15 protein-coding genes are annotated in these 17,808 nt (G+C 69.0%); 8 read left to right on the top strand and 7 right to left on the bottom strand.

Annotation, left to right across the window (positions count from 1 at the left end; genetic code table 11):
* Positions 1–13: 13 nt before the first annotated feature.
* The 7 genes from PSS76_RS17105 to PSS76_RS17135 all read left to right on the top strand — a co-directional run bounded on the left by PSS76_RS17105 (position 14) and on the right by PSS76_RS17135 (position 7,398).
* Positions 14–1,426, top strand: a complete 1,413-nt coding sequence (locus PSS76_RS17105) for an amino acid permease (RefSeq protein ID WP_013416494.1) — start codon at positions 14–16, stop codon at positions 1,424–1,426.
* A 40-nt stretch (positions 1,427–1,466) separates the two neighbouring features.
* Positions 1,467–2,339 (top strand): ribokinase, encoded by an 873-nt coding sequence (locus tag PSS76_RS17110; protein WP_084869528.1) that lies wholly within the window; start codon positions 1,467–1,469, stop codon positions 2,337–2,339.
* A 49-nt stretch (positions 2,340–2,388) separates the two neighbouring features.
* Positions 2,389–2,844 carry an acetyltransferase gene (locus PSS76_RS17115; RefSeq protein WP_414477666.1) on the top strand — a complete coding sequence of 152 codons (456 nt, stop codon included), beginning with the start codon at positions 2,389–2,391 and terminating at the stop codon, positions 2,842–2,844.
* Positions 2,845–2,896: 52 nt separating this feature from the next.
* Positions 2,897–5,005, top strand: a complete 2,109-nt coding sequence (locus PSS76_RS17120) for a RecQ family ATP-dependent DNA helicase (protein ID WP_084869522.1) — start codon at positions 2,897–2,899, stop codon at positions 5,003–5,005.
* A 132-nt stretch (positions 5,006–5,137) separates the two neighbouring features.
* Positions 5,138–5,665 (top strand): diaminobutyrate acetyltransferase, encoded by a 528-nt coding sequence (gene ectA, locus PSS76_RS17125; protein WP_037084058.1) that lies wholly within the window; start codon positions 5,138–5,140, stop codon positions 5,663–5,665.
* A gap of 13 nt (positions 5,666–5,678) precedes the next feature.
* Positions 5,679–6,938 (top strand): diaminobutyrate--2-oxoglutarate transaminase, encoded by a 1,260-nt coding sequence (gene ectB / locus PSS76_RS17130; protein WP_005512268.1) that lies wholly within the window; start codon positions 5,679–5,681, stop codon positions 6,936–6,938.
* A gap of 43 nt (positions 6,939–6,981) precedes the next feature.
* Entirely contained in the window at positions 6,982–7,398 is a 417-nt protein-coding gene (locus PSS76_RS17135) for an ectoine synthase (RefSeq protein WP_005512267.1), read from the top strand.
* 70 nt (positions 7,399–7,468) lie between these two features.
* Here PSS76_RS17135 and PSS76_RS17140 read toward each other — a convergent pair whose 3' ends face one another.
* Together PSS76_RS17140 and PSS76_RS17145 are read right to left on the bottom strand one after the other, a co-directional pair.
* The gene (locus PSS76_RS17140; RefSeq protein ID WP_337456378.1) at positions 7,469–9,376 is read right to left on the bottom strand and encodes a YhgE/Pip domain-containing protein; all 1,908 of its coding nucleotides are present in this window, start codon (positions 9,374–9,376) and stop codon (positions 7,469–7,471) included.
* A 140-nt stretch (positions 9,377–9,516) separates the two neighbouring features.
* Positions 9,517–9,990 (bottom strand): VOC family protein, encoded by a 474-nt coding sequence (locus tag PSS76_RS17145; RefSeq protein ID WP_337456379.1) that lies wholly within the window; start codon positions 9,988–9,990, stop codon positions 9,517–9,519.
* Positions 9,991–10,070: 80 nt separating this feature from the next.
* On the opposite strand from PSS76_RS17145, the gene PSS76_RS17150 reads away from it, so the two are divergent.
* A complete protein-coding gene (locus tag PSS76_RS17150; protein WP_064078622.1) occupies positions 10,071–10,877 on the top strand; it encodes an NAD-dependent protein deacetylase in 807 nt (268 codons plus the stop codon).
* A gap of 8 nt (positions 10,878–10,885) precedes the next feature.
* On the opposite strand, the gene proB is transcribed toward PSS76_RS17150, so the two are convergent.
* The 5 genes from proB to PSS76_RS17175 form a co-directional block, all read right to left on the bottom strand.
* Positions 10,886–11,986, bottom strand: a complete 1,101-nt coding sequence (gene proB, locus PSS76_RS17155; protein ID WP_005512262.1) for a glutamate 5-kinase — start codon at positions 11,984–11,986, stop codon at positions 10,886–10,888.
* Positions 11,983–13,443 carry a GTPase ObgE gene (gene obgE / locus PSS76_RS17160; RefSeq protein WP_005512261.1) on the bottom strand — a complete coding sequence of 487 codons (1,461 nt, stop codon included), beginning with the start codon at positions 13,441–13,443 and terminating at the stop codon, positions 11,983–11,985. Before obgE ends, proB begins: the two co-directional genes overlap by 4 nt.
* 192 nt (positions 13,444–13,635) lie before the next feature.
* Positions 13,636–13,899: a 50S ribosomal protein L27 gene (rpmA, locus tag PSS76_RS17165; protein ID WP_013416501.1), complete on the bottom strand. Its 264-nt coding sequence runs from the start codon at positions 13,897–13,899 to the stop codon at positions 13,636–13,638.
* Between the two features lie 51 nt (positions 13,900–13,950).
* Complete coding sequence (gene rplU, locus PSS76_RS17170; RefSeq protein ID WP_005512259.1) at positions 13,951–14,262, bottom strand: 50S ribosomal protein L21; 312 nt, start codon at positions 14,260–14,262, stop codon at positions 13,951–13,953.
* Positions 14,263–14,524: 262 nt separating this feature from the next.
* A complete protein-coding gene (locus tag PSS76_RS17175; protein WP_337456380.1) occupies positions 14,525–17,800 on the bottom strand; it encodes a translation initiation factor IF-2 N-terminal domain-containing protein in 3,276 nt (1,091 codons plus the stop codon).
* Between the last annotated feature and the right edge of the window lie 8 nt (positions 17,801–17,808).

Here is a 17,808-nt window from a genome sequence, read left to right on the forward strand (position 1 = left end):
AATCGTTCTGCCCATGCGCCGACTGCATAAGGAAAAGTCAGTGTCACAACACGAGACGATCCACCAAGCACCGTCAGAGGGATACAGTCGCGGACTCAACGCCCGCACCGTGCAGATGATCGCGCTCGGCGGCGCGATCGGGACGGGCCTGTTCTACGGCGCCGGCGGCGCGATCGAGGAGGCCGGGCCGTCGCTCATCCTCGCGTATCTCGCGGCCGGCCTGGCGATCTTCGTCATCATGCGGGCGCTCGGCGAACTGCTGACGTACCGGCCGATCTCCGGCAGCTTTGCCGAGTACGCCGAGGAGTTCCTGGGGCGGTTCTTCGGGTTCGCCACCGGGTGGGCGTACTGGGCGGTGTGGGCGGCCACGTGCATGGCCGAGATCACGGTCGCCGGCAAGTACGTCGAGTACTGGTGGCCGAGTGTCCCGACGTGGCTGACCGCGCTCGTGGTCCTGCTCGTGCTGTTCAGCGCCAACCTCATCTCGGTGAAGCTCTTCGGCGAGGCCGAGTTCTGGTTCTCGGCCATCAAGATCACCGCCATTCTGGGGATGATCCTCATCGGGATCGGCGTCCTCACTCTCGGATTCGGTCACGCCACCAATCCGACGGTGACGAACCTGTGGGCGGACGGCGGCGTCTTCCCCAACGGGTTCGGCAGTGCGCTGATGAGCCTGCAGGTGGTCATGTTCGCGTACGTCGGCGTCGAACTCGTCGGCGTCACGGCCGGCGAGGCCAAGGATCCCAAGCAGACCCTGCGCAAGGCGATCAACACGCTGCCGTTCCGCATCGGCCTGTTCTACGTCGGCTCGCTGATCGTCATCCTCTCGGTCGCGAGCTGGCAGGACTTCCACGCCGGTAAGAGTCCGTTCGTCGAGGTGCTCGAACAGATCGGCATCCCCGCCGCCGCCGGCATCATGAATTTCGTCCTGCTCACCGCGGCGCTGTCGTCGTGCAACTCCGGCATCTACTCCACCGGCCGGATGCTGCGCAGCCTGTCGCTGCGCCGTGAGGCACCCGAGGTGCTGGGCAGGTTGAGCAGTCGGCACGTGCCGTACGCGGGTATCACCATGTCGGCCGGAGCGATGATCATCGGCGTCGTCGTCAACATCCTGTCCCCGGACCGCGCGTTCGTCTACATCACCTCGGTGTCGACGATCGGGATCATCTTCGTGTGGGGTGTGATCCTCGCGTGTCATCTGCGCTACCGCCGCTTCGTCAATCGCGGCGCGCTACCGGCGTCGGACTACCGGCTGCCCGGCGCGCCGTACACCAACTGGATCGCGCTGACGTTCCTGGCATTCGTCGTAGTACTGCTGTTCTTCACCGATGCGGGCCGGATCGCCCTCGCGGTCGGCGCGGTGTTCGGCGTGCTCGTCGGCGCGGGCTACTTCACCCTGCTCGGACGCGCCTCGTCGCGGTACTGACCCCGGCCGGTCCCCCGCGTGGGGCGACTAGCCTCGGCACATGGAGCAGAACACCGTGGTCGTCGTCGGCAGCATCAACATGGACCTGGTGGCGCGGGCTGCACGGATGCCCGCCCCGGGCGAGACGGTCCTCGGCACCTCGTTCGCGACGACACCGGGCGGCAAGGGATCCAACCAGGCGATCGCCGCGGCGAAGGCCGGAGCGGACGTCGCCTTCGTGGGCGCGGTGGGCGACGACACGTTCGCGCTCGAACTGCGCCAGACACTCGTGGACGCGGAAGTGGACGCCGAACGGCTGCGGGAGGTGCCCGGCCCCAGCGGCGTCGCCGCGATCACTGTCGACAGCTCCGGCCAGAACTCGATCATCGTGGTGCCCGGCGCCAACTCCCGGGTCGTGGACCTCACACACGACGAGCTGGCGGCAATCGCCGACGCCGACGTCCTGCTGTGCCAGTTGGAGATCCCTCTCGACACCGTGACCGCGGCCGCCCGGCACGCCGCCGCACACGGGACCGTCGTGATCCTCAATCCCTCTCCGGCGCAGCCACTGCCCGACGGCCTCGTCGATGCGGTGGACGTCCTCGTCGTGAACGAAACCGAGGAGCGGCAACTCGGCGAGGACGCCCTCACCCGGGTGCAGCACGTGGTCACGACTCTCGGCGCCGACGGCGCGCGCTACCGCGGACCCGGCGGCGAGCAACTCCGGGTCGCCGCCCCCTCGGTCGACGCGGTCGACACCACCGGCGCGGGTGACGCGTTCGCGGGAGCGCTGGCATCGGCGTGGAGCCGCGGCCCGCTCGCGGCGCTGACGTTCGCCTGTGCGGCGGGCGCGCTCACCGCGACCCGTCCCGGCGCCAGTGCGGCGTCGCCGACGCGCGCCGAGATCGAGGAAATCTCGGCCGCGGACGCCTGACGTGGAAATCGGGTTGGCACCCGCGGTCGGGGCCCGTACGGTTCACCGGGTGATCTCTGCCGATCCGGTCCTGCGGCCGTGCACGAGTCCGACGGAGTGGCCGGCCCTGGTCCGCATCTGGCGGAGCGCGGTCGAGGCAACCCACGATTTCCTCACCCCCGAGGACGTCGCGTTCTTCGAGTCCCGGATGACCAGTGACTACCTCCCGGCGGTCGAAGTCACAGTGGCAGACGTCGACGGGGTGCCTGCGGGTTTCTCCGGACTCGCCGGCAACTCCCTCGAGATGCTCTTCGTCGACGACGCGCATCGCGGACGCGGAATCGGCTCCGCGCTGCTCGACCGCGCGCTCGCGGATCATCCGGACCTGGTACTGGACGTCAACGAACAGAATCGTCAGGCCGTCGGGTTCTACGAACGCCACGGCTTCGTCACGCTCGGCCGCTCGGAGACCGACGCCGACGGTCGCCGGTTCCCGATCCTGCACATGGCGCGTTCCACCTACTGACCCGAGCCACCGTGACACCGGACCTGTCGGCGTCCTCGGGCACGATGGACGCATGACGACCGCGACCAGCACCGAGTCCGCCGCCGATCTCCGCGACGAGGCCGAACGGTTGCTCCGGGACCTCGCCGGCCCGGACGCCCGGCTCCGAGAGGACCAGTGGACGGCGATCGAAGCCCTGGTGGTCGGCCGACGGCGCGCGCTCGTGGTGCAGCGCACCGGCTGGGGCAAGTCGGCGGTCTACTTCATCGCCGCGAAGCTGCTGCGGGCACACGGGCACGGCCCGACCGTCATCGTCTCCCCGCTGCTGGCCCTGATGCGCAACCAGGTCGCCTCTGCCGAACGGGCCGGTGTTCGGGCGGCGACGATCAACTCGGGCAACGTCACCGAGTGGGACGAGATCCACGAACGGGTGGCCGCCCGCGAACTCGATGTACTGCTGGTCAGCCCCGAGAGACTCAACAACCCCGACTTCCGCGACCAGGTGCTGCCGTCCCTCGCCGCGGATGCCGGCCTCGTCGTGGTCGACGAGGCCCATTGCGTCTCGGACTGGGGCCACGACTTCCGGCCGGACTACCGCCGCATCCGGACCCTGGTCGAGGAACTCGGCGAGGGCATCCCGGTCCTGGCCACGACGGCCACCGCGAACGACCGCGTCGTCACCGACGTCGCGGCGCAACTCGGAGTGGGCGGCGCCGAGACGCTGGTGCTGCGGGGCACCCTCGAACGCGACTCGCTGCGCATGTCGGTCGTCCGCATCCCGGAGGCCACCCAGCGTGCGGCGTGGCTGGCCGAGCACCTCGACGAGCTCCCCGGGTCCGGCATCATCTACACGCTCACCGTCTCCGCTGCCCGCGACCTGGCGAGTCTGCTGGCCGACCGCGGTCACCAGGTCGCCGCGTACACCGGGCAGACCGACGCCGCCGAGCGGGAGGTGCTCGAGAACGACCTGCTGAACAACCGGGTCAAGGCACTGGTCGCGACGTCGGCGTTGGGCATGGGATTCGACAAGCCCGATCTGGGGTTCGTCGTGCATCTCGGCGCCCCGTCGTCGCCCATCTCGTACTACCAGCAGGTGGGCCGAGCCGGGCGTTCCACCGACAGCGCCGAGGTGGTGCTGCTGCCCGGGCACGAGGACCAGCAGATCTGGAGCTACTTCGCATCGGTGTCGTTCCCGCGTGAGCACATCGTGCGCAAGGTCATCGACGTCCTCGACACCGATCGCCCGCAGTCGACGATGGCCCTCGAGCCGCTCGTGGAACTGAACCGGACGCGACTCGACCTCGTTCTCAAGGTGCTCGACGTCGACGGAGCGGTACGCCGCGTCCGCGGCGGCTGGGTGGCCACCGGGCAGCCCTGGACGTACGACGCCGAACGCTACGGACGACTGGACGCCGCCCGGCAGGCCGAGCAGCAAGCGATGCTCGAGTACGAGCGCACCGACGAGTGCCGCATGACGTTCCTGCGCCGACAGCTCGACGATCCGGGACTGGCCGCGGCCGGTGACTGCGGCCGTTGCGACAACTGTGCCGGTCCGAAGTACAGCCCCGACGTGAGCGACACCACGCTCGCCGACACCCGGCAGCGTCTGCAGCGCCCCGGCATCGACCTCGCGCCGCGCAAGCAGTGGCCCACCGGGATGGCCAAGCTCGGAATCAACCTGTCCGGCAAGATCTCCGACGGCCCGGAGCCGGGCCGCGTACTCGGCCGACTGTCCGACCTGGGATGGGGTCAGCGCCTGCGAGGCCTGTTGGACGGCCCGGACGGGCCGGTACCGGACGCGATCGTCGACGCCTGCATCAAGGTCCTCGCGGCCTGGGACTGGGCCGAACGTCCGGGCGCGGTGATGGGTCTGGAATCGTCGACGCATCCGATCCTGGTGCGGTCGCTCACCACGCGACTGGCCGAGGTGGGCAGACTCGAGGATCTGGGTGTGCTGCACGTGCGGCCCGATCTTGCGCCGGTCTCGGCGGCCAATTCGGCGTACCGTGTCGCGGGACTCGACGGACGGTGGGAGGCCCCGGACCTGTCCGGTGTCGCCCGCCCGGTGCTGCTCCTCGACACCGTCACCGACACGGGTTGGACGCTGACGATGGCGGCCCGCACGCTGCGTCGGGCAGGTGCCCCCGCCGTCCTTCCTTTCGCGCTCGCGACCCCCAAGTGATACCGTCTGTGATCAGGGTCACATACACCTTCTCACCTGCACGGCTGTAGGGCCTTCTCTGTCCGATTTCGCTGGTTCCGTGAAATCGAGGCGTCGGGTTGTTACGTTCGAACAACAAGGACGCCAACCACAATGACGCCAACACAGCTGAGAAATACCCCAACCACCGTGCCGGACGCGGTGGAGTTTCGTAAGCCCCAGATCTCAGACGGAGTCCGGCTCTGGGAGATCGCCAAGGATTCACAGGTGCTCGACCTCAATTCGAGTTACTCGTACCTGTTGTGGTGCAGAGATTTTCAGGACACCTCGATCGTCGCGACCGCCGACGACAGGGTCGTAGGATTCGTTACCGGCTATGTGCGCCCCGAGGTGCCGGCCACACTATTCGTCTGGCAGGTCGCCGTGGACGAGGATCAGCGGGGCCGCGGACTGGCCGGACGCATGCTGTCCCACCTGCTCGACCATGTTGCGTTGCAGGGTGTCTGGAAGCTCGAGACCACCATCAGCCCGGACAATGCCGCATCGATTGCGCTGTTCACGTCCGTCGCCCATCGGCGCGGATGTGAGATCACCAAGAGTGAACTGTTCTCCCCCAACGATTTTCCCGACGGGCACGAGGCCGAGGATCTTTTCACGATCTCGCCGCGGAATGCCTCCTGAGGAAGGAGCACCCATGACCACAGTCGAGACCAGCATCTTCGAATCGCTCGAATCCGAGGTGCGGAGCTACAGCCGTAACTGGCCCTCCGTGTTCGAATCCGCGTCCGGTGCGTGGATCCGCGACGAGGGCGGGCGCGAGTACCTGGACTTCTTCGCGGGCGCCGGCGCACTCAACTACGGACACAACAACCCTGTGATGAAGCAGGCGCTCATCGACTACATCGCGAGCGACGGCATCACGCACGGCCTGGACATGTCCACCGTCGCCAAACGGGAGTTCCTGAAGAGCTTCCAGCGCAACATCCTCGAGCCCCGCGGGCTCGACTACAAGGTCCAGTTCCCCGGACCGACCGGCACCAACTCCGTCGAGGCCGCACTGAAACTCGCCCGCAAGGCCACCGGCCGTGAGTCGATCATCAACTTCACCAACGCTTTCCACGGTATGACGCTGGGCGCACTGTCGGTGACCGGCAACTCGATGAAGCGTGCGGGTGCCGGTGTTCCGTTGGTGCACGCCACCCCCATGCCGTTCGACAACTACTTCGGCGGAGTCACCGAAGACTTCCAGTGGTTCGAACGCGTGCTCGACGACTCGGGCAGCGGGCTCAACCGTCCCGCCGCGGTGATCGTCGAGACCGTCCAGGGTGAGGGCGGCGTCAACGTCGCACGGCCCGAATGGCTTCGGGCCCTCGCCGACCTGTGCCAGCGGCGCGACATCCTGCTCATCGTGGACGACGTCCAGATGGGCTGCGGCCGAACCGGTCCGTTCTTCTCGTTCGAGGTCGCCGGGATCACCCCGGACATCGTGACCCTGTCGAAGTCGATCGGCGGCTACGGCCTGCCGATGGCGCTCACGCTCTTCAAGCCCGAACTCGACCTCTGGGCACCGGGCGAGCACAACGGCACATTCCGCGGCAACAACCCGGCTTTCGTGACGGCCACCGCGGCCCTCGATCACTACTGGGCCGACGACGCGCTGCAGAAGTCCACGCTCGCGAAGGGTGAGCGGATCAGCCAGATCTTCTCGAACCTGGCCCAGACTTTCGACGGCGTCAGCACCCGCGGCCGCGGCATGGTCCAGGGTCTGGTGTTCGCCGATCCCGGTATGGCCGTCAAGGTGTGCGGAATCGCATTCGACGAGGGGCTGCTCGCCGAGACCTCGGGACCGTCCGACGAGGTGGTCAAGCTGCTGCCGCCGCTGACCATCACCGAGGCCGAGCTCGACCACGGACTGAGCATCCTGGCCGAGGCCACCGCCAAGGTCTTCGCCTGACACCCCCGGGCCAACCGGAAACGTAGCGACGAGAGGAGCTTTCATGATCGTTCGCACCACCGACGAGATCACCGACACCGACCGCGACATCACCAGCGAGGACGGAAACTGGCGCAGCAAACGCATCGTGCTCGCCGGCGACGGCGTCGGATTCTCGTTCCACGAGACCACCATTCGCGCGGGATCGGTCAACGAGTTCCACTACGCCAACCACATCGAGGCGGTGTGGTTGATCGAGGGCGACGGCATCCTCACCGACCTCGACAGCGGCGAGGTGTACCAGCTCCGGCCCGGGACGATGTACCTGTTGAACGGGCACGAGCGACACCGGGTGGAACCTGTCACCACGATGCGCATGTTGTGCGTGTTCAACCCTCCGGTCACCGGACGCGAGGTACACGACGAGAACGGTGTCTACCCGCTCGTCACCCTCGACGAGGACGAGCGCGCCGCCTCGTAGATCTCCACAACGGTCAGGGCCCGGTCGAACTACTCGACCGGGCCCTGACCGTTGCTGCGGATCGTGCTGATCAGCCGACGCGCTCCATCACGACGGTGGGGTCGCCCATCGGGGGAACGTCGTCCCCGGCCGGTTCCTGGCGACGTCGCCACCAGATGGTGAACGCCACGGCGACGACGATCAGCGCGACGAGGCCTGCGACCGCCGTCCAGAACCGCGGCCCGTAGTAGCCGACGAGGACCATCCGCATGGCGTTGCGCGCCCACGTCAGCGGCATCAGTGCGTGCAACCACTGCAGCGGGGCGGGCATCTGCTCGATCGGGTAGACGGCACCGAAAGCGAAGATCTGGATCATCAACGCCCCCAACGCCACAAAGGTGCCGTTCACCGCACCGAAGACCACCGTGAAGAGCCGTCCCAGCGCCACCGCCGCCGCACCCACGAGGATCATGACAGCGGCAAGGGCCAGAACGCTCGGCGGATCCGCGTCGGCGACGACGAGCGAGACCACCGTCGCCACGAGCGCCGCGACGAGCGTGACGAGCGCCGGCACCCGGTAGCGACGCAGCCCCTCCCGGATCACGTTCTCGTGCACGCGCTGCGGGCTTCCCCGACGCGGACGGACGACGAACCAGATCAAGATGCCGACGAGGAACAACAGCACCGACATCACAGCCGGCACCGCACCGGGCCCGAATCCGGCGGCCGGGTAGGCGTACTTCTCCTCGACGGCGACGGGCGCGGACAGGAGCCCTGCCGTGGTGGCCCGCTCTTCGTCGGTGAACTGGGGAACCTGCGCGGCGCCGTCGGTCAACCCGGTCGCGAGTTCGTTGCTTCCGCTGTCGAGCTGGCCCATGCCGGTCGACAGCTGCCCCAGTCCGTCCCGCAGCTGGATTCCGCCGGTGTTCAGCTGCCCCAGTCCCGCCGACAATTCGTTCGCGCCGGTGCTCAGCTGGTTCGCTCCCGACGACAGTTCGCCGAGCCCGGTGTTCAGCTCCCCGGCACCCGCAGCCGCCGACATCAGGCCGCCGCGGTAGTCCGCCGACGGATCGGTGAGCTGACGTGCCAGCTCCCGTGCGCCGTCCCGCAGCTCGACGAGCTGGGACTGGATCTCGCCCTGTTCACCGAGGATGCTGAGCAGCGGTCCGGTGACCGTGTCGACGAGCTCGCTGATCTGTTTCGCGCCGGCCCCCAGCTCGTCCGTGCCGCCCACCAATTGGTTCAGTCCGGTGCGCAGCTCACCCGAGCCCGCCGCAGCCTGGCCGGCGCCCGCCGCGAGTTCCCCGGCACCAGCCGCGAGTTCCTTTCCACCCTGGTTCGCCTCACCGAGTCCCGTCGACAGCTCCTTGCTGCCGGCGTAGAGCTCGTTGGTGCCGGCGAGCGCGTCCTTCGTTCCGGCCGACAGCTGCTGCGCGCCGGCCGCCGCCTCGCCGAAGCCCTTGCCGAGGTCACCGAGCCCGATGAGGACCTGATCGACGGACTGCTCACCGATCGACTCCGAGACGGCCGAACGCACCTGCGCGACGACGCTCTCCCCGACCGGTGTGGCGACGAGACTGTTGTAGTCGTTGTAGACGACATCGAGCTGGGCCTTGCGGCCGCTGCCACTCGCGGCGCTGGCGACGTCGGCGCTGAACGTCTCCGGGATCAGGACCGAGAAGTAGTAGGTGCCGTCGTCGACGCCGTCCTGGGCCTGTTGCGCCGAGACGACCTTCCAGTCGACGTCGCCGCTGTCGACCAGACCGGCGACGACGTCGTCGCCCGCGACGATCCGGGTGCCGTCGACCTCGGCGCCCGCGTCTGCGTTGACGATCGCGACGGGCAGACGGCTCACGGTGTCGCCCGGATTCCACAGCGCCCACATGTAGAAGCCGGCGATCGCGAGCGGCGCGATGACGACCAACGCGAGAACTGTGCGGACGACGTGAGCCCGGCGCGTGGACGCGCCGGACTCACCGGACGGGGATGTGGACACCATGAAGAGCTCTCTCGTTGCGCGGACCGAGTGCGGCCGGCACCCGAACGGCGCCGACGTGGACATATGTCCAATTCGGTCACGATAGAGAGTGAAACCGCTCGCGGAGGCGTTTCCCGCGAAATCGCGGCGTGGTGGCGTCGTCAGGACACCGGATCGGGAAAGAACAGCTCGCGTGCGCGCCGCGCCACCTCGGCGGGCGGGACGTCCTCGATGCGGGTGCAGACGGCCCAGCGGTGCCCGAACGGGTCGAGGAACACACCGTGCCGGTCGCCGGAGAACGCGTCGGCCACGGGCGTGACGAGGGTGGCACCGGCCCGCACCGCGGAGTCGACGAACGCGTCGGTGTCCTCGACGTACACCACCAGCGAGGAGTGCACCCAGCCCTGTTCGGGCGCCTTCAGTCCGAAGTCGGGCATCTCCTGCGACAGCTGGAGCATCGAGTCGCCGATCCGGACCTCGGCGTGCATCACGGTGCCGTCCGGCGCATCCATCCGGTCGACGATCACCGCGCCGAGTCCTCGGACGTAGAAGTCCAGCGCGGCGTTGCCGTCCGGTACCGCCAGGTACGGCGTGAGGGTTCGGTATCCGTCGGGAATCGGGTTCACTGTGGTCATGGCGACCAGTGTCCGACGCCGGACGCCGCGGCCGATTGAACGGATCGGACACGCCTACCCTGGATCGGGTGATCGACCGAATGCTCGAACTGCTCCACGGCCGCCGCGTGTGCGTGCTCACCGGGGCAGGTATCTCCACCGACTCCGGTATCCCCGACTATCGCGGGCCCGATTCGCCGCCACGGAACCCCATGACCTATCAGCAGTTCGTGGGCGATCCCTCGTTCCGCCGGCACTACTGGGCGCGCAACCACCTCGGTTGGCGCTTCATGGACGCCGCCCGCCCCAACACCGGGCATCGCGCCGTCGCCGCACTCGAACGGGCAGGCGTGGTGCACGGCGTCATCACTCAGAACGTCGATCTGCTGCACACCAAGGCCGGTACCCGGCAGGTGATCGACCTGCACGGCAGCTACGCACAGGTGCGGTGCCTGGACTGCGGCGCGCAGACGTCCCGGATGACGCTCGCCGACCGCCTCGATGCCGCCAACCCCGGCTTCGCGGAGACCGTTGCCGCCGCCACGGGTGTCGAGATCGCACCCGACGCGGACGCCGTGATCGAAACCACCGACCACTTCCGGATGGTCGACTGCGAGCAGTGCGGCGGCATGCTCAAACCCGACATCGTCTACTTCGGCGAGAGCGTGCCGAAACCGCGCGTGACCACGGCTTTCGAGATGGTTGCCGGCGCCGACGCCCTGCTGGTCGCGGGATCGTCGCTGACCGTGATGTCGGGTCTGCGCTTCGTCCGCCGCGCCGCCCGGGACGGCCTGCCCATCGTCATCGTCAATCGCGGCGCCACGCGGGGCGACGAGTTCGCCACCCTCAAGATCGAGGACGGCTGCTCGGACGTGCTCGAGTCGCTCGTGTCCGCGCTGCCCGGCTGAACGGACGGCTACAGAGCCACCAGGTCGTCGGCGTGCACGACGGGACGATGCATGTCGGCGGGAAGGTCCGTGGTCGAGTGGCCCAGCATGTCCTCGATCTCCGTCGAGTCGTACGCCACCACGCCGCGCGCGACCGGACGGTCGTCGGGTCCGACGATGGACACCACGTCGCCGCCGTAGAACCGGCCGCCGACGGCGGTGATCCCCGCCGGCAGCAGCGAACGCCGACGCTCGACGACCGCCCGTACGGCGCCCGCGTCGAGGTGCAGCGCGCCCTGCGTGTCCGCAGCGTGCCTGACCCAGAACTTGCGGGCCGACATCCGGTGCGGCCGGGCCGCGAACACGGTGCCGACGTCGGCGGTGGTGAGTGCCGTCGCGGCGTCCGATGCCGCGGTCAACAGCACCGGCACACCCGAGTCGGCCGCCAGCCGGGCCGCCGACAGCTTTGACGCCATCCCGCCCGTACCCAATGCTCCGCCTGACCCGGCGACCACACCGTCGAGGTCCTCGGGGCTGTTGACCTCCGGAATCAGTGTGGCGCCGCCTTTTCGGGGGTCGCCGTCGTAGAGGCCGTCGACGTCCGAGAGCAGCACCAGGGCGTCCGCCCCGACCAGGTGCGCGACGAGTGCCGCGAGCCGATCGTTGTCGCCGAACCGCAGTTCCGTCGTCGCGACCGTGTCGTTCTCGTTGACGATCGCGACCGCGTGCAGGGCCCGCAGTCGGTCGAGGGTGCGCTGCGCGTTGCGGTGCTGGGTACGGCGGGCGATGTCGTCGGCAGTGAGCAACACCTGTCCGACAGTGCGCCCGTATCGTGCGAACGACGTGCCCCACGCATGCGCCAAGGCCAGCTGACCGACGCTGGCGGCCGCCTGTTTCGTCGCGAGATCCCTTGGGCGGTGCGTCAATCCGAGCGGAGCCAGGCCCGCTCCCACAGCGCCCGACGACACCACGACGACGTCCGACCCGGCCCGCATCCGCGCCTCCAGCGCGTCCGCGAGCAGGTTCAGCCGTCCGACGTCGAGTCCGCCGATCAGGCTCGTGAGTGCCGAGGATCCGATCTTGACGACGATGCTGCGCGCGGACGCGATGGCCGCTCTGGTCTCGCTCACCGGTTCTCGGGATCCTCGCTCTCGAGTCCCCGGCGGACCCGGCGGGCGTGCTTGCGCTCGGCAGCACCGATGCGCTCGTCCTGGTCGAGACGCGCGTCGGTGCCGCGTCCGGTACGGACGATGTCGACACCGGCCGCGGTCTGCGGCTCCCACTCGAATCCGACGTCACCGATGGTGACGAACGCGCCCGGTTCGGCGCCGTGCTTGACCAACGCGTCCTCGACGCCGAGACGGGCAAGACGGTCCGCGAGGTAGCCGACGGCCTCGTCGTTGTCGAACGCCGTCTGGCGCACCCAGCGCTCGGGCTGAGTGCCCCGCACGATGAATCCACCCGGTGTGTCCGGATCGGCGATGACGTCGAAGCCGGTCTCCTTGGCCGCGATCGGTCGGATCACCTGACGCTTCGGCTCCGCCGGCGGATGCGCCTCGCGGTACTCGGCCACCATCTTGGCGAGCGCAAAGGTCAAGGGCCGCAGACCCTCCCGGCTGACGGCCGAGATCGTGAACACCGGCCAACCGCGCGCCTCGAAGTCCGGCGTCACCATCTCGGCGAGCTCGGCCGCCTCGGGAACGTCGGCCTTGTTGAGGATCACGATGCGCGGACGGTCGGCGAGATCGCCCAGTCCGGCATCGCCCTTGAGCGCGGGCTGGTACGCCGCCAGCTCCGTCTCGAGGGCGTCGACGTCGGAGATCGGGTCGCGTCCGGGCTCGAGCGTCGCACAGTCGACGACGTGCGCGAGCACCGCGCAGCGCTCCAGGTGGCGCAGGAAGTCCAGACCCAGACCGCGTCCCTCACTGGCGCCGGGGATCAGGCCCGGGACGTCGGCGACGGTGAACGTCGTGTCGCCACTCGACACCACACCCAGGTTGGGCTGCAGAGTCGTGAAGGGGTAGTCACCGATCTTCGGCTTCGCGGCCGACAGCACCGACACGAGCGACGACTTGCCGGCGGACGGGAATCCGACGAGGCCGACGTCGGCGACCGACTTGAGTTCGAGGATCAGGTCGCCCGACTCGCCGTCCTCGCCGAGCAGCGCGAAACCGGGAGCCTTGCGCGCCTTGGACGCCAACGACGCGTTGCCGAGACCACCGCGACCACCGCGCGCCGCGACGAAACGGGTACCGATACCGACCAGGTCGGCGAGGACCTCGCCGTCCTTGTCGACCACGACGGTGCCGTCCGGCACCTTGAGGATCAGGTCCGAGCCGTTGGCGCCTTCACGGTTGCCACCCATGCCCTGGGTGCCGTTGGTCGCCTTGGCGCGCGGATGGAAGTGGAAGTCGAGGAGGGTGTGGACGTTGCGGTCCACCTCGAGCACGACATCTCCGCCGCGACCACCGTTGCCACCGTCGGGGCCGCCGAGCGGCTTGAACTTCTCGCGGTGGACGGAGGCGCAACCATTGCCGCCTTTTCCGGCGCTGACGTGCAGCACCACGCGGTCAATGAATCGGGACATGACTGCCGGATCCTTCCTCAGTCAATTCTTCGGGCGGAGAGGGCGGCGCGCCGAGCGCACCGTTCTGGAAACAACAATAGGGGCGGGCAGGGTTGTGAGACCCTGGCCCGCCCCTATTGGGAGATCGGATGTGATGTCGGACTCGTCAGTGCATCGACACGACCGCAGTCCGGATCACAGTTGGCAGCAGGCTCAGGCCTCTGCCGCGACCGGAACGATGTTCACGGTCTTGCGCCCACGCTTGGTGCCGAACTCGACGGCGCCCGCAGCGAGAGCGAACAGGGTGTCGTCACCGCCACGGCCGACGTTCACGCCGGGGTGGAAGTGGGTGCCGCGCTGACGCACGAGGATCTCGCCGGCGCTGACGGACTGGCCGCCGAAGCGCTTCACGCCGAGTCGCTGTGCGTTTGAATCGCGACCGTTACGGGAGCTGGATGCACCCTTCTTATGTGCCATGTCGAATCCCTCCCAGGAATCGGTGAAAGCTGAATCGGTGAAAAGGTCAAGCTACTTGATGCCGGTGACCTTGAGGACCGTCAGCTTCTGACGGTGACCCTGGCGCTTGTGGTAGCCGGTCTTGTTCTTGAACTTGTGGATCCGGATCTTCGGGCCCTTGGTGTGCTCGACGACCTCACCGGTCACGGAGATCTTCGCCAGCTTGTCGGCGTCGGTGGTCAGCTCGGACCCATCGACCACGAGGACCGGGGCAAGCGAGACAGCGGTGCCGGGCTCACCCTCGATCTTCTCGACCTTGACGAGGTCACCAACAGCGACCTTGTACTGCTTTCCGCCGGTCTTGACGATCGCGTACGTTGCCATCGGACGGCTACCCCTTGCTACTTCGAACGTGCTCGCGCCGCTGCCGTGAGGCTTTCGTTGCTGCGCGACTGGTCTGGTGTGGCAGCTACCCCTTGCGCGCCCGTGGTAGGCCCGAAGCGGGCGCAGCAGAGCGGTATCGCCGGGTAGCGACCGGTCAAGATTACGGGACAGTGGCCGTCAGGGTCAAACTGACGCAACACCGTTCCCGCTGTGGTGCTTCACCGCCCGAAGTCGACGGAGCGGTGAAGCACCACGGGACGAATCAGGCGTCGGCGTCCACCGGAGGACCGGCGGGACGTGCGGCGGCACGGCGACGACGCGGCTTGCGTGGAGCGACTGCAGGCTCGGCGGGAGCCTCGCCATCGGGCGACGACGTGCCCTCCGCTGCCTCGGGCGCCGGCTCGGATGCCGCCGGGACTTCGGCCGTCGGAGCGGGCTCCGTGGCGGACATCACGAACACCGTCCCCGACTCGGGGCTGTCCGCCGCCGGTGCGGCCGCCGCGCGGGAGACCCGTCGGCTCCGTCGACGGCGCGGCGCCGCCTCCGGTTCGGGTGCGGACTCGGACGTCGGTTCCGCCGTCGCCTGCGGCTCGGGTGTTGCCTCCGGCTCCGTCCGCGGCGTCTCGACCGTGTCCGGCTGCGCGACGTCGGCCGGCGAGGTCTGCGTGGCGTCCTCGGCCGCCGGCGCTGCTTCCTCGGCCGGCGGCGCTGCTTCCTCGGCCGCCGGCCCGTCGGACGGATCGTGGTCGGGGTGGTGCGACGCCATCGCGAGCGCGACCGGGTGGGCGCGCTTGACCGTCGCGTCGGCGGCCGCCTCCTCGGCGGACGGGTGCGCGTGCTGACCGTTGGACTCCGGTTCGGGCGTCGGTGCCGGCGTCGCCGCCGCCGCGCGATCGCGGCCACGCTTCTTGCGGCCACCACCGCCCGACTCCTTGCCCTGCCCCTGGCCGCGGCCACCGTCGTCGGACGACTTCGTCTCCACCGGCTCGGTGTGGACGATGATGCCGCGCCCGTGGCAGTGCTCGCACGTGGTCGAGAACGCTTCGACCAGCCCGGTGCCGAGCTTCTTGCGCGTGACCTGGACCAGGCCCAGCGACGTCACCTCGGACACCTGGTGGCGGGTGCGGTCCCGGCCCAGCGACTCGGTGAGTCGGCGCAGCACCAGATCGCGGTTCGACTCGAGCACCATGTCGATGAAGTCGATGACGATCATGCCGCCGATGTCGCGCAGGCGCATCTGCCGCACGATCTCCTCGGCAGCCTCGAGGTTGTTCCGCGTGACGGTCTCCTCGAGGTTGCCGCCGGCACCGGTGAACTTGCCGGTGTTGACGTCGACCACGGTCATCGCCTCGGTGCGGTCGATCACCAGCGTGCCACCGGAAGGCAGCCAGACTTTCCGATCGAGTGCCTTCGCGAGCTGCTCGTCGATGCGGTGGGTCTCGAAGACGTCCGGGGTGCCCGGCGCGGGATCGTGCCGCTCGACGCGCGGCAGCAGGTCCGGCGCCACCGTCTTGATGTAGGTCTCGACGGTGTTCCAGGCCTTCTCGCCCTCGATCACGAGCTTCGAGAAGTCCTCGTTGAACAGGTCACGGACAACCTTGACGAGGAGGTCGGGCTCCTCGTACAGCGCCTGCGGCGAACCGGACTTGCCGTCCTTCGCCTTCGCGGCCTGCTCCTCGATCGTCGCCCACTGCGTCTGCAGACGGGTGACGTCGCGGGACAGTTCCTCCTCGCTGACGCCCTCGGACGCCGTCCGGATGATCACACCGGCGTCGGCCGGCACGATCTCGCGGAGAATCTCCTTGAGACGCTTGCGCTCGGTGTCGGGCAGCTTTCGGCTGATGCCGGTGGACGTTCCGCCGGGCACGTACACGAGGAACCGTCCGGCCAGGCTGATCTGCGTGGTCAGGCGGGCGCCCTTGTGCCCCACCGGGTCCTTGCTGACCTGCACCAGTACCTGATCGCCGGGCTTGAGCGCCTGCTCGATCTTGCGCTCGCGCCCACCGAGACCGGCGGCCTCCCAGTTGACCTCGCCCGCGTACAGGACGCCGTTGCGTCCGCGGCCGATGTCGATGAAGGCGGCCTCCATGCTGGGCAGCACGTTCTGGACGCGACCCAGGTAGACGTTTCCGACCATCGACGTGGAGGACGACCCGGTGACGAAGTGCTCCACGAGCACGCCGTCCTCGAGGACCGCGACCTGCGTCGACGCTGCCGGGTTGGCACCACCGACCTTCTCGCGGACGACCATGACCCGGTCGACCGCCTCGCGGCGGGCCAGGAACTCCGACTCGCTCAGGATCGGCGGGCGACGACGTCCGGCGTCCCGACCGTCGCGGCGACGCTGACGCTTCGCCTCGAGTCGGGTGGATCCGCTGATCCCCTGCACCTCGTCCTTGGTCCGCGGCTTGTTTCGCGGCTCACGCTCGTGCACGACGGTGTTCGGCGGATCGTCCTCGGAGGCGACCTCACCGTCGGCACCGCCGCGACGGCGACGACGACGGCGCCGACGACGGCTCGAGCCGTCACCCTCGTCGTCGGACTCCGACGCCTCGCCCTCGGATGCCTCGGCACTCTCGGTACCGGCCTCGGCTGCCGTGTCGTCGGCGTTCTTGCCGGTCGATTCGGCGGCTTCCGAGGCGGTCTCCTCGGTCTTGTCGGTGTCCTCGGTCTCGCCCTCGGCGTGCTGCTCGCCGCGCCCACGGCCGCGGCCGCGACGGCCCCGGCGACGGCGACGCTGCTGATCGCCGCTCTCGGTATCGGTCGACTCCCCGGCGTCGGACGAGGCGGACGACTCCGACGACTCGGAGGAGTCTGCGGTGGCCTCGGTGTCGGTCGCCTCGGCCGAAGCCTTGTCGGCGGCCGGCTCCGCGGCAGACGCCACCTTCTCCGGCTCCTCGGTCACCTCGGGGGCTGCCGCGGCCCGACGGCTGCGCCGACGACGCGGAGCAGGCTCCGCTGCCGCGGCGTCGGGCTGCAGGAACAACGGTGCCTGCACTACCGCAGGAGCGGCAGCCTCTTCCTTCTCGGCGGCGGGCTCGGCGTCCGTGAAGAGCGTTTCGCCCACGCCGGAGGTCTCTGCCGACTCCTCCGCCGTCGTGGGCGACGGGGCGGACTCGGCCGGCTTCTCGGCCTTGGGCGCAGCCTTCTTGCGGGCCCGCTTACGGGGCGCCGGCTTCTCGGCCGGCGGGGTCTCCTCGGGGGCTACCTGCTCGGCGGCTTCTGGCTCGGCGGCTTCTGGCTCGGTGGCGGCGACCGCTGCCGCGGCCGGTTCGGTCACCTGCTCGGCCCCGGCAGCAGTCCCCGTCACGGTGGCGTGGATACGCTCCGCGATCTCACGGGTCAGACTCGACTGCGCGCTGCGCAGCTCGGTGCCGAGTGTGGCGGCCTCGGCGAGGACCTGCTTGCTCGTCACACCGAGAAGCTTGGCCAACGCGTGGGCGCGGATCTTCTCGGGCAGTGCCGGGGTGGCACTCGCTTGGACCGACGCTTCCACGATCGGTTCCTGCACGTTTTCGGGCGGCGCTTGATCGGCCACGTATTCTC

Source organism: Prescottella sp. D32 (assembly GCF_037287305.1).
Taxonomy (GTDB): Bacteria; Actinomycetota; Actinomycetes; order Mycobacteriales; family Mycobacteriaceae; genus Prescottella; species Prescottella equi.